Source organism: Psychrobacillus sp. FSL W7-1493 (genome assembly GCF_038004905.1).
GTDB lineage: Bacteria > Bacillota > Bacilli > Bacillales_A > Planococcaceae > Psychrobacillus.
In genome coordinates, this window is record NZ_JBBOSB010000001.1 from 1,035,588 (window position 1) to 1,047,499 (window position 11,912).

Annotated in this window: 12 protein-coding genes; 9 read left to right on the forward strand and 3 right to left on the reverse strand. The window is 39.1% G+C overall.

What is annotated here, in order from left to right; all coding sequences use genetic code 11:
• Positions 1 to 47 precede the first annotated feature (47 nt).
• Positions 48 to 2,024: a S9 family peptidase gene (locus MKX96_RS05200; RefSeq protein WP_340882514.1), complete on the forward strand. Its 1,977-nt coding sequence runs from the start codon at positions 48 to 50 to the stop codon at positions 2,022 to 2,024.
• A 47-nt stretch (positions 2,025 to 2,071) separates the two neighbouring features.
• Here the strand turns inward: MKX96_RS05200 and MKX96_RS05205 are convergent, their stop codons facing one another.
• Positions 2,072 to 3,439, reverse strand: coding sequence for an amino acid permease (locus tag MKX96_RS05205; protein ID WP_340882516.1), 1,368 nt, complete (start codon positions 3,437 to 3,439; stop codon positions 2,072 to 2,074).
• Positions 3,440 to 3,571: 132 nt separating this feature from the next.
• Between MKX96_RS05205 and MKX96_RS05210 the strand changes: the two genes are divergently transcribed.
• Both MKX96_RS05210 and MKX96_RS05215 read left to right on the forward strand, forming a co-directional pair.
• Entirely contained in the window at positions 3,572 to 4,111 is a 540-nt protein-coding gene (locus tag MKX96_RS05210) for a GNAT family N-acetyltransferase (RefSeq protein ID WP_445678179.1), read from the forward strand.
• Positions 4,112 to 4,232: 121 nt separating this feature from the next.
• Positions 4,233 to 4,619 carry a CopG family transcriptional regulator gene (locus MKX96_RS05215; protein ID WP_340882520.1) on the forward strand — a complete coding sequence of 129 codons (387 nt, stop codon included), beginning with the start codon at positions 4,233 to 4,235 and terminating at the stop codon, positions 4,617 to 4,619.
• Between the two features lie 80 nt (positions 4,620 to 4,699).
• Here the strand turns inward: MKX96_RS05215 and MKX96_RS05220 are convergent, their stop codons facing one another.
• Positions 4,700 to 5,011, reverse strand: a complete 312-nt coding sequence (locus MKX96_RS05220) for a hypothetical protein (RefSeq protein WP_340882522.1) — start codon at positions 5,009 to 5,011, stop codon at positions 4,700 to 4,702.
• Between the two features lie 525 nt (positions 5,012 to 5,536).
• Positions 5,537 to 6,538 carry a S66 family peptidase gene (locus MKX96_RS05225; protein ID WP_340882524.1) on the reverse strand — a complete coding sequence of 334 codons (1,002 nt, stop codon included), beginning with the start codon at positions 6,536 to 6,538 and terminating at the stop codon, positions 5,537 to 5,539.
• Between the two features lie 136 nt (positions 6,539 to 6,674).
• On the opposite strand from MKX96_RS05225, the gene MKX96_RS05230 reads away from it, so the two are divergent.
• The 6 genes from MKX96_RS05230 to MKX96_RS05255 all read left to right on the forward strand — a co-directional run bounded on the left by MKX96_RS05230 (position 6,675) and on the right by MKX96_RS05255 (position 11,911).
• Positions 6,675 to 7,169 carry a GNAT family N-acetyltransferase gene (locus MKX96_RS05230; protein WP_340882525.1) on the forward strand — a complete coding sequence of 165 codons (495 nt, stop codon included), beginning with the start codon at positions 6,675 to 6,677 and terminating at the stop codon, positions 7,167 to 7,169.
• A 127-nt stretch (positions 7,170 to 7,296) separates the two neighbouring features.
• On the forward strand, positions 7,297 to 9,141 hold the full coding sequence (locus tag MKX96_RS05235; RefSeq protein ID WP_340882527.1) for an SLC13 family permease: 1,845 nt from the start codon (positions 7,297 to 7,299) through the stop codon (positions 9,139 to 9,141).
• Positions 9,142 to 9,183: 42 nt separating this feature from the next.
• Entirely contained in the window at positions 9,184 to 9,666 is a 483-nt protein-coding gene (locus tag MKX96_RS05240; RefSeq protein ID WP_340882528.1) for an NUDIX hydrolase, read from the forward strand.
• 189 nt (positions 9,667 to 9,855) lie between these two features.
• On the forward strand, positions 9,856 to 10,497 hold the full coding sequence (locus MKX96_RS05245) for a class I SAM-dependent methyltransferase (RefSeq protein WP_340882530.1): 642 nt from the start codon (positions 9,856 to 9,858) through the stop codon (positions 10,495 to 10,497).
• A gap of 13 nt (positions 10,498 to 10,510) precedes the next feature.
• Positions 10,511 to 10,981, forward strand: coding sequence for an S-ribosylhomocysteine lyase (locus MKX96_RS05250; RefSeq protein WP_340882531.1), 471 nt, complete (start codon positions 10,511 to 10,513; stop codon positions 10,979 to 10,981).
• Positions 10,982 to 11,911 (forward strand): PLP-dependent cysteine synthase family protein, encoded by a 930-nt coding sequence (locus tag MKX96_RS05255; RefSeq protein ID WP_340882532.1) that lies wholly within the window; start codon positions 10,982 to 10,984, stop codon positions 11,909 to 11,911.
• The last annotated feature ends 1 nt before the right edge of the window (position 11,912 follow it).

An 11,912-nucleotide genomic window follows, 5' to 3' on the forward strand; every position in this document is an offset into this window, starting at 1 on the left:
ATAGAGTGTCGAAATAAGGAAAGACAACAAGAAAGCGAGGAAAAATAATGGCTAAAAGAAGGTTAGAAGCAAAGGATCTATTTAAGTTACAATCCATAACAAATCCAGTAATTTCACCGTCTAACAAGGATGCTGTATTTATTCGAACGGAAATGCATGAAAAAGACAATAAATATTATTCATATTTATATCACGTAGATTTAGAGAATGAAGAGGTAACCCAGTGGACTCATCAAAAAGAGCGTATATCATCACCTCGTTGGTCCAATGATGGAAAATACATAGCATTCATGTCTACTCGAGATGACAAAAACCAACTCTTCCTTTTATCGTCTAAGGGTGGCGAAGCAAAGAAGTTAACCACTTTTGAAAAAGGAATCTCAAGCTTCCACTGGTCTCCTTGCAGTAAAAAAATCTGGTTTGTCGCGCCTTTAAAAGCGGGGAAAAGCTGGACAGACGAGCCTGAAAAAGAAGAAAACAAGCAGCCCGAGGCATACGTTGTCGATAAGATGAGATATCATTCTGACGGTGTAGGATTATTACCACAAGACATCTATAGACAAATAGGGATAATTAGCCTGGACACAGAGGAGATTGTACAGTTCACAGAAGGTAATCACCAATATAGCCTGCAGGCAGTTTCACATGATGGCAAAAAAATAGTAATGGGAGTAAATAGAGAAGAAAACCAAGACTTTTCATTTAAGCAGCCTTTGTATTTAGTAGATGTGGAATCGAAGGAAGAAAGCGTATTAGTAGATGAAGAGGGATATTTCGGAGGCGCTGCTTTTTCACATGAAAATGACTATGTTGCTTTTGTAGGATCAAATAGAACTTATGAAAATGCAACACACGATGAAGTATATATTTATAACGTTCAAACAGGTGTAAGAGAGGCTTTAACAGAAGGAATTGATGCTCCAGTCGGAGATTATTCCGGAGGTGATTTACAGCAAGGAGCTAGTGCACCAAGTGTAGCCTGGACAAAAGACAACTATGTATATTTTCAGCTCTCTACTATGGGGGACGTCCGCCTCTATGTAGCTTCCTTAGAGGGAGAAATATACCCAGCAACCCCTGAAAATGAACATATTTACGGCTATGATATTGCGAAAGATGGCACATTTGCACTTGCCGCAATCAGTAATTCAGTATTTCCCGGGGAATTATTTAAGCTTAATTTGACGACTGGTGAGAGAAAAGCACTTACTTCATTCAATGAACAACTTCTGAAGGAAATAGAACTTGTCGAACCAGAGCCGATTGTTTACAAGGGAGCTAAGGACTGGGATGTTCATGGATGGCTGATCAAGCCCGCTGGTTTCGAGGCTGGAAAGAAATATCCGCTTATTGTAGAGATACATGGTGGTCCCCATACCATGTATGCGAACACCTTCTTTCATGAGCTTCAGCTATTAGCGGCTAAAGGCTACGGCGTGTTATATGTAAACCCAAGAGGTAGTCATTCCTATAGCCAAGAATTTGTAGATGCGGTAAGAGGCGACTATGGCGGTGGAGATTATGAGGATATTATGGCAGGCGTTGACTATGTGTTGTCGGAAAATGATTGGATTGATAATGATCGTCTAGGAGTAACAGGGGGAAGCTACGGTGGTTTTATGACAAACTGGATTGTTGGGCACACAAATCGCTTTAAGGCTGCAGTAACCCAACGCTCTATCTCGAACTGGATCAGCTTTTATGGTGTGTCCGATATAGGTTACTATTTCACTCCATGGCAAATCGGAGGGGATATGACTGATATAGACAAGCTATGGGACGCATCTCCTTTAAAGTATGCTGCTAATGTGGAAACTCCTTTGCTTATTTTGCACAGTGAAAATGACTATCGCTGTCCAATTGAGCAAGGTCAGCAGCTATACATTACGTTAAAAGCGCTTGGGAAAGAAACAGGCTTTGTTCGTTTTCCACAAGCAGATCACAATTTATCACGTGTTGGCTTACCAAATCTACGCCAAACAAGGCTCGAACAAATTACTGGATGGTTTGAGAAGTATATTTAATGATAAAAAACGCCCTTCATTTCCTTTTTGGAATGAAGGGCGTTTATTTAAACCTGATTTTTCTTTTTATGAAAACCATTCTTGTAATAACTAAACACTAAGCCAAGGATCCAGATTGGACCGACAATCAGTGCAACCCTAGTATCAGGGAAATAAGCCATGAGACCAAGCACTAATACTAAAAAGGCAAGCACGAGATACGAACCGTAGGGATAGAATAATGCCTTATAGGAAAGTCTTGAAACCTCTCCCTTAGTTAAGGATTTTCGGAATTTTAATTGAGACATTAGAATAATTCCCCATGTCCATACTGCACCAAAGGTCGAGATGCTTGTTACCCAAATAAATACCTTTTCTGGTACTAAGTAATTTAGTAATACACCAAATAATAATAATGTTGCTGAGAAAATAATAGCTTTTGAAGGAACACCAGTACCACTGATTCTTTTAAAGGAAGCAGGTGCTTGTTTTTGCTCTGCTAGATTAAAGAGCATTCTCCCAGTACTGAAAATTCCGCTGTTACAGCTTGATAATGCAGCAGTTAGAACAACAAAGTTAATAATTCCAGCAGCTGGTCCGATACCAATTTGCTCAAACATTAAAACAAAAGGACTACCATTGTTTCCGACTTCATTCCAAGGATAAATCGACATAATGACGAACAAAGCTCCCACATAGAACAATAAAATTCGCCAAAATACCGTGTTGATGGCATTTGGAATAACCTTTTTAGGATTCTTTGCTTCTCCAGCTGTTACTCCAATCATTTCAACACCTAAATAAGCAAACATGACCATTTGTAGAGACATGAATATACCCGTTATTCCATTCGGGGCAAAGCCACCGTTTGTCCATAGATTGCTTATACCAACGGCTACACCGCCATTACCTATACCAAAAATAATAACGCCAAGTCCGACGAATATCATTGCAAGGATTGCCACTATTTTAATAAGAGCAAACCAGAATTCAAATTCTCCGTAAGCCTTTACGGCAATCAAATTAATTAAAGTCATAATAACTAATGCAGCTAACGCCCAAATCCACGATGGTGTTTCAGGGAACCACATTTTCATGTATACTCCAACCGCTGTAATTTCGGCCATACAGGTGACTACCCATAAAAACCAATAATTCCATCCAGTTATATATCCTGCCAGCGGTCCTAAATAATCCTTTGCATATCTACTGAAAGATCCAGATACAGGGTTATGGACAGCCATTTCCCCTAGCGCTCGCATGATAATGAAAATAGCTAGGCCTCCAATAATATAGGAGATCAGAATAGCTGGACCGGCTAATTGAATGGCTGTTGCGGAGCCTAAAAATAGTCCGACTCCAATTGCAGCGCCTAACGACATTAAGGTGATGTGCCGTTGTTCCAAGCCTCGTTGTAATTGTTGATTTCCACCCACGAGAGTAGCACTTCCTTTTATATATGTAATTTTCACAAATAACACTTTACCACAATAGAAGCTATATAGGAAATATTCTTTCTAAAGAATAGTATGATAAAATTATATGCATGGAAGTTAGGGGGCATGAGAATGAATGACATTAAAATAAGACCTGTTAAAGAAGAAGAATTATACCGTTTATGGGAGCTTAGCCTAAAAGAAGATGCTCCAGAATGGAAAAAGTGGGACGCCCCGTTTGAGCCATACACTTCCATGACGTATGATCAATTTATTTTAAAAAAAGATTATTTTATAAACCAAGATGATTTTTGGGGAATTTATTATAAAGATGAATTAGTTGGAGCACTTTGTTATTACTGGGAGCATGAGCCCTCACTTTGGCTAGAGATGGGAATTCTTATATATGAACCAAAATCATGGAATTCAGGAATTGGAACAAAGTCACTTAAAATGTGGATCAATCATTTGTTTAAGGAACTGCCGCTTGTTCGGGTTGGCTTTACAACGTGGTCAGGCAATGAACGAATGATCAAGGTTGGTGAAAAGTTAGGTATGAAAATGGAAGCGCGCATGAGAAAATGCCGTTTATATAATGGAGTCTACTATGATTCCATACGTATGGGCTTATTACGAGAAGAATGGGAAGAACAAAATGAAGCCTCTACTTGAGGTGAACAATGCCGCCTTACAGATAAAAGCACTGAAGATATATTCAGTGCTTTTTATATTGACTGAAAATTAAATTAACATTACAATTAACCAAAATAGATGGTAAGGGGATGGTATATAGATGGCTGAAACTGAAAAAATAACAATTAATATGAACGTGGTGGACTTAGGTAAGGCAGATCTATTAATAGAGCAAGGCTTTTATTCGAATAGAACTGATTTCATCAAAACTTCTATTCGAAACCAATTAAACACACACGCTCAAGTAATCGACCAAGCAGTGACAATGAAAGCCTTTAATATGGGGGTAAGCTATTATGACAAACATACATTAGAGCTACTTTCGGAGCAGAATAAAACCCTATCTATTAAAACAATAGGTATGCTCATCTTAGCTAATGATATAGATCCAGAGCTGGCACTAAAAACCATTAAATCCGTAAAAGTGTATGGAGTATTGAAAGCCTCTCCAAAACTTAAAGAAGCACTACAACCATTGATGAATTAAAGGGAAAGGTCGATGTAAAACAAAAAATGAGCTGGTATATTTTCTCCCAGCTCATTTTTATGTTGATTTATTTTTACTTTTTATTCTAAAGTTAAATCATCAACGAATACCTCAAGTCCATAACTCTCCATATAATGAGAATTTAAAATATCTCTAAAGTATTCCTTTGTTTGTTCTTTATACTGTGCTTCTGCAATTCTAACTGTAAAAACTTTTTCTCCGGATAAACCCATTGCATGGACAGTAAACTCCTCTTTTGCATAATCAAAAATTTGACCAGAAAATAGCTTATCAATACCATCTTCAGTCTTGTTCCCGCCAAATTCTTCTTGTACGAAAAAGAAGATAAATCCCGATACAACTATACATAATCCTATCATCATTTTCTTCAAAGTATCACCTCCAAAGTTTCTATTCCTTCTTTATGCATTTGTGCAAGGTTCCGCGCCATCTCTGCAAGGTTTGGGGTGATTTGTGCAAGGTTCTACCTCGTCTCCGCAAGGTTGAGGAGGATTAGCGCAAGATTTTCCTTCATCTCTGCAAGATTCCGGATTGTCTCCGATTAGCGCAACACTTTTCGAGTTATCCGCAACACTTTATTGGTTATCCGCAACACTTTCAGCATTTAGCGCAACACTTCGTCCAATATGTGCAACACTTATAATTCCCGCAACACTTGCTGCGATATCCGCAACACTTTATTGGTTATCCGCAACACTTTCAGCATTTAGCGCAACACTTCGCTCAATATGTGCAACACTTATAATTCCCGCAACACTTACTGCGATATACGCAACACTTTATTGGTTATCCGCAACACTTCCAGAATTAGCGCAACACTTCGTTCAATATCTGCAACACTTCCCCCATACAAGCACCTTCAGCAAAAAGAGCCCTCTCCACGAGGAGGATTACTCCTAGTTAATCCATTGTTCCATTATCGTAACTTCTTTATTTGTGGCGTCCAGTTTGACTTGACGGCCGATTGGCATGGTTAACATCGGATGCGTGTGGCAACAGTCGAAATCTGCAAGGATAGGGATATTCAAATCGCCGACCGTTTCTAGTAGAATTTCGTAAGGTTGTTTACCGGTTGCCTCGTCATCGAACAATTCGTGTTTGCCAAGGATTATACCTCCAATTCGATCGAATATGCCGTTGACCTTCAAAAGGTTAAAGTTTTTCTCCACGATAGAGGCAGATTTCATCGTGTCCTCAATCATGAGAATATCGCCATCTTTAATGCTCGGCATATAGGGACTGCCCCAGAAACCGTACATTGCATTCAGGTTACCGCCGATAAGTCTTCCTTCTGCGATTCCTTCATTTATACAAACCCACTGGTTATTTCGTTGTTCTTTTTCCTTTGTTTTCTCCTCCCAATTAATCATTTCATCTGTCCAATAGGGTGGAGTAGGGATGCTATAGGGAGCATCCTGAACTTCGATTAGCATTTGATTGAAATAGTCATATGTATAATCGACGAATGGCTCAAACTCTCCAAAGGAAGGGACGAGTGCTGGACCGTAAAAGGTTGGTATTCCCGTTTTAGCGTAGATGGCCAACAGGACAGCTGTTGCATCTGAGTAGCCAATTACTATTTTAGGGTCTTTCTTAAACGCCTCATAGTCGATATATGGGAGAATGGCATTGGAATTGGTACCACCTATTGTAGACATGATGCATCGAACATAAGGATTTCGGATCAGCTCATTTAATTCCTCTGCCCGTGCCATTATACTTCCTGATCTATAGTGATCGTGTTTTCCTGTCAAGCTTCCTTCTACTATCTCAAACCCCTTTGATTGAATAAAAGCCTTCGAGCGTGCAAAACGCGTAGGGGAAGAATAGGTAATTGGGGAGGAGGGTGAATAAATTCCAATTTTATCTCCCTTTTTTAGTCTGTTTAATAAAGTCATTTAACTTCCACTCCTTTATACATACTATAAAAGAAAAATAGTAGCGTAACTAGAACTTTTTGAGAATTTAGACAAGTATTTAAATTAATACATAAAAAGGTTATATTTAATAAAAATAGAAAAATGGGGTTAGGTTATGAGTGATTATATTTTATTAGAAAACAATGGGTTTTATATTAGTACGGATAAGGATTTGTTAGATATCGATGTGATTTATAATTATTTAACGAACGAATCCTATTGGTTAAAAGGAGTAACGAAAGTACTAGTGGAGGCTTCCATAGATAACTCTGTATTGTGCTACGGCATATATGAGGGAGACCCAACATCTGGTACAGCCAGACAGGTAGGGTTTGCTCGAGTAGTGTCAGATTTAGTGAGGCATTCATGGCTAGGAGATGTATTTGTTTTACCTGATTACAGGGGGAGGGGCTTAAGTAAATGGCTTATGCGCGTTATTGTTGAGCATCCGAACTTAAAGGGAACAAACTTTCACTTGGCTACCAAGGATGCGCACTCATTATATGAACAGTTTGGATTTAAGCCGTTAGACAGCATAGAAAAGAGGATGGCTAGACCGCATGACTGGGATGCTATTCATGCAGGCTACAACAGTGTAAATAAGGGATAGGGTTGTGATCTCATACATACTTGATGATCCTCAAAGACTTTGTAACAGCCTTTAACCATTTGACGAGTACTTCTTCCAAACTTTTTATATAATAAAGGAGACAAAAAAAGAAGGAGTTCACTTAGATATGCAGTTAGCAATAACCTTTAGTATATTGGCAATTAGTATTGTTTTATTTATAAGTAATCGAATACGAGCCGACTTAGTGGCACTGCTTGCACTTTTAGCCTTTGTTATTACTGGCATTTTAGAGCCGAACGAGGCGCTTGTTGGGTTTTCTAACTCTGTAGTCATTATGATAGCAGGTTTATTTGTCGTAGGAGCAGGCATAGTAAGAACTGGACTTGCCCAAAGTGCGGGTAATCTCCTTCTTAAATGGTCTGGTAAAAGTGAACAAAAGCTATTTATTTTATTATTAATAATAACGGGTAGTGTTGGTGCATTTATGAGTAATACAGGAACGGTTGCATTAATGCTCCCAATCGTTATTAGTATTGCAATTAGCATCAATAGTAGCCCGTCCAAATATTTAATCCCCCTGTCTTATATCAGCAGTTTATCCGGCTTATTGACCTTAATAGCAACGCCTGCCAACCTTATTGTCAGTCAAGTGCTAGTAGACAATGGCTATGAAAAGCTTGGATTTTTTGAAATTACGCCGGTTGGTATAATTGCTATTATTGTAGGTATTTTATATTTTGTTGTCGCGAGAAATGTAGTTCTCCCAAATGGCAAAAAGAGAGATGCTGTAGGTGCGGGTCATAAACTATCGCCTAAACAGCTAGCAATTGATTATGAGCTTGGGGGAAATCTTCATCGCTTGAAGGTTCCTGAGCATTCGTTAATGATTGGAAAGAAGTTGACCGATTTAAAGCTACCGGCAAAGTATCATCTAGCGATTTTGAAGATAGACCGCAAATCCACAGAGGGGATCAATCTGTTACCAATGACGTACCAAGAGATGGCTGGTCCTCTCAGTACAGTCCAGGCAAAGGATGTCCTTTATATTCAAGGTTCCTTAAAGAGAACAGAGGAGCTAGCAAAGGATTATTTGTTAGAAGTGGACGACGATGATTCGATGCCGGACTTATTAGTTTCCAAACAGCTTGGAATTGCGGAGGTGTTATTGACTCCCCATTCCACATTAATTAATGAAACGATAGCGAGTATTAAGTTCCGTGAAAAATATAATTTAAACATTCTTGGCGTAAATCGCAAAGGGGAATATGTATTAAGCGAAATGGCAGATGTCCGTCTACGCTTTGGGGATGCCCTACTAGTACAAGGGGCATGGGAGGAAATTGAGCTCCTCGCAAAGGCTACCAATGATGTAGTGGTTATTGGCCAACCAAAGGAACACGCAAGTATGGCGGCAGCTAGTGGTAAGGCGCCGATTGCTGGAGCTATTATGTTATTAATGATTATTTTAATGATTTCCGAAATATTTCCTGCCGTAATTTCTGTTTTAATAGGTGCGGTGTTAATGGTTGTGACCGGATGCTTACGTAACATGGATGATGCCTATGGAAAGATGAACTGGGAAAGTATCATACTCATAGCCGCCATGCTCCCAATGGCCACTGCATTAGAAAAGACAGGTGGTATGGTGATTTTATCGGAAGGCATTATCGATCTTCTAGGAGACTTTGGGGCATTAGGTGTCTTGGCAGGAATCTATTTTATCACCATGGTATTCGGCCAATTTATCTCTAACACGGCTACGGCAGTTTTGTTTGCACCAATTGCCATGACTGCTGCCCTTAGCATGGGAGCTAATCCATATACTTTCTTAATCGCTATTGCGGTATCGTCATCAATGGCTTTTGCAACTCCGGTTGCCTCGCCGACCAATGCATTAGTTATGACGGCTGGGGGCTATAAATTTTTCGACTTCGTAAAGGCAGGGATCCCATTACAGCTTATTATGTTTGCAGTTATGATGATTGTTATTCCAATATTCTTCCCTTTATAAAAATGGTAAAATATTCATAAAGTTAATAAAGGGGGAAGATATATGAAAATGCCAACTCATATCGCTGCAGCAGGGGGTATCGTAGAAAATGAAGAGGGAAAAATTCTTTTAGTGAAAACAGAGCATGGCGGGTGGGTTTACCCAGGGGGTCAAATAGAGGTGGGAGAAAATCTGATTGATGGTTTAACGCGAGAAATAAAAGAAGAAAGCGGGATTGACGTAGAGGTATCCTATTTAATAGGGGTTTATTCAAATACCGGTATGCATAAATGGTACGATGGCATTACGGACGTCCCTACTAAAGTAATGTTTGATTTTGTTTGTAAACCGATTGGTGGGGAGCTATGTACTTCTGAGGAGACTTCTGAAGTACTATGGGTACCAAAGGATGATGTACTTAGCATGATCACGGCTGATGCAATCAGGAAGAGATATCAAGTCTATTTGGAATTTGAGGGTAAAGTAGTGTATCAGGAATACGTAACTAATCCTTCATTTGAATTAAAATTAAACAGAACCATATAAACCAAATGAGATATAAACAGGAGCTAGCCTTAAAGGGTTTGCTCCTTTTTTGTTTTTTACCTTCCAGAAAGGGTAATAAAAAAATAGTAACATCTTCCTTTTATTAGTCTGCTGAATATGATATAACTAAAAGTGTTAATTCAAAGTAAACAACTTGGTTTAATACACTTCATAAAAGGGGTTAGACGAATGGGTAGAGAATTTGTAAATATTTTTGATGGATGGGCAGAGTCATATGATGCATCTGTGTCAGGAAAAGACCCAGAATATCGTGATGTTTTTGAAGGCTATGATTCTATTTTAAATGAAGTAGTTAATCGAGTTTCCGGTACTTCTATAATAGAGTTTGGTACAGGGACGGGTAATTTAACAGCACTGTTAGTGGAAAAAGATTTAAGTGTAATTGGCTTCGAGCCAAATGAAAAAATGAGAGAAATGACGGCAAAACGATTTCCGGATAAGGAAATTCTAGACGGTGATTTACTTCAATTTGAAATTGGAGAGGGAAAAATAGATACAATTGTTAGTTCCTTTGTATTTCATCATCTAACGGATGAGGAAAAAGGAAAGGCTCTAAAGCTGTATTCCGAACTTCTCGAACATAACGGCAAGATAGTATTTGCGGATACTGCATTTATCACAGAGGAAGCAAAGCTAGATCAGATTAAAAAAGAAAGAGCTAGAAACTTTCACAACGTAGCAGACGATTTAGAAAGAGAATACTATACAACGATTCCAATTCTAACGGAATTATTCGAGGAAGCAGGATTTCAAGCTCATTTCTCGAAGATGAATGATTATGTCTGGATTATGGACGCAACGAAAAAATAAGGAGCGATTTATAATGAAAAAAATGAACGTAGAAAGCTTTAACCTTGATCACACAAAAGTAGCAGCACCATTTATACGCCTAGCAGGAACAAAAGAAGGAAAACATGGCGATGAAATATACAAATATGATATTAGATTTAAACAACCAAACAAAGAACATATGGATATGCCAGGGTTACACTCTCTGGAGCACTTAATGGCTGAAAATATTCGTAACCATACGGATCAAGTCGTAGATTTAAGTCCAATGGGCTGCCAAACTGGTTTTTACTTATCAGTCATAAATCATGAGGATTATGATGAGATTCTTGTCATTCTTGAAAAGACGTTAGAGGATGTACTGCAAGCAACGGAGGTACCGGCTTGTAATGAGGTACAGTGCGGGTGGGCAGCTAGCCATAGTTTAGAGGGAGCAAAAGAAATTGCTTCTGAAATGCTTTCTAAAAAAGATGAATGGCGACAAATTTATAAAGAGGAAGCATAAATGAATATTTTTAATAGCGTGCAAGAACTGATAGGAAATACACCCGTAATAGAAATAAATAATATATCTATTCCTAACAATTGCCGCATATTTGCAAAGCTTGAATACTTAAACCCAGGTGGTAGCGTGAAGGATCGTCTTGGTCTAGCGTTAATCGAGGATGCAGAGAAATCCGGTAAGCTTACTCCTGGTGGGACAATCATAGAGCCTACAGCAGGGAATACCGGAATTGGTGTTGCACTCGCAGCAATTGGGAAGGGGTATAAGGTTAAGTTTGTAGTTCCTCAAAAGTTTAGTCTCGAGAAGCAGACCCTTATGCGAGCACTGGGTGCAGAGGTCATAAATACGGACACAGCATTAGGGATGCAAGGGGCTATCAAGAAAGCGCAGGAGCTAGTGAAAGGCACACCAGGTGCTTTTTCGCCCTCCCAATTTTCTAACCCTGCTAACCCGAAAACTTATGAGCATACACTTGGTCCAGAGCTATGGAGAGATTTAGAGGGACAAATTGACGTGTTTGTAGCTGGAGCTGGCTCGGGTGGAACCTTTATGGGCACGTCCACCTTTTTAAAGGAACGTAATAAAAAAATTAAAACAGTAATCGTAGAGCCTGTAGGTTCCATTTTAAATGGTGGAGAAGCTGGCTCTCATGCAACCGAAGGAATAGGCATGGAATTTTTACCAGAGTTTATGGACTCATCTTATTTCAATGCAATTCATACCGTTAGTGATGAGAAAGCCTTTGCAGAGTTGCGTAGACTCTCAGAAAAAGAAGGCTTACTGGTGGGAAGCTCCTCAGGTGCTGCATTTTACGCAGCAATGAAGGAAGCAGAGGTCGCATTAGAGGGAAGTCATATCGTTACCATCTTTCCGGACTCTAGTGAACGCTATTTGAGCCAGAAGGTATATGAATTATTCAAGGAGGAATAAA

Excerpts from the sequence above, each read along its gene's own strand:
- MKX96_RS05200 (WP_340882514.1), top strand. The coding sequence starts at position 48 with ATGGCTAAAAGAAGGTTAGAAGCAAAGGATCTATTTAAGTTACAATCC.
- MKX96_RS05210 (WP_445678179.1), top strand. The coding sequence starts at position 3,572 with ATGAATGACATTAAAATAAGACCTGTTAAAGAAGAAGAATTATACCGT.
- MKX96_RS05215 (WP_340882520.1), top strand. The coding sequence starts at position 4,233 with ATGGCTGAAACTGAAAAAATAACAATTAATATGAACGTGGTGGACTTA.
- MKX96_RS05225 (WP_340882524.1), bottom strand. The coding sequence starts at position 6,538 with ATGACTTTATTAAACAGACTAAAAAAGGGAGATAAAATTGGAATTTAT.
- MKX96_RS05230 (WP_340882525.1), top strand. The coding sequence starts at position 6,675 with ATGAGTGATTATATTTTATTAGAAAACAATGGGTTTTATATTAGTACG.
- MKX96_RS05235 (WP_340882527.1), top strand. The coding sequence starts at position 7,297 with ATGCAGTTAGCAATAACCTTTAGTATATTGGCAATTAGTATTGTTTTA.
- MKX96_RS05240 (WP_340882528.1), top strand. The coding sequence starts at position 9,184 with ATGAAAATGCCAACTCATATCGCTGCAGCAGGGGGTATCGTAGAAAAT.
- MKX96_RS05245 (WP_340882530.1), top strand. The coding sequence starts at position 9,856 with ATGGGTAGAGAATTTGTAAATATTTTTGATGGATGGGCAGAGTCATAT.
- MKX96_RS05250 (WP_340882531.1), top strand. The coding sequence starts at position 10,511 with ATGAAAAAAATGAACGTAGAAAGCTTTAACCTTGATCACACAAAAGTA.
- MKX96_RS05255 (WP_340882532.1), top strand. The coding sequence starts at position 10,982 with ATGAATATTTTTAATAGCGTGCAAGAACTGATAGGAAATACACCCGTA.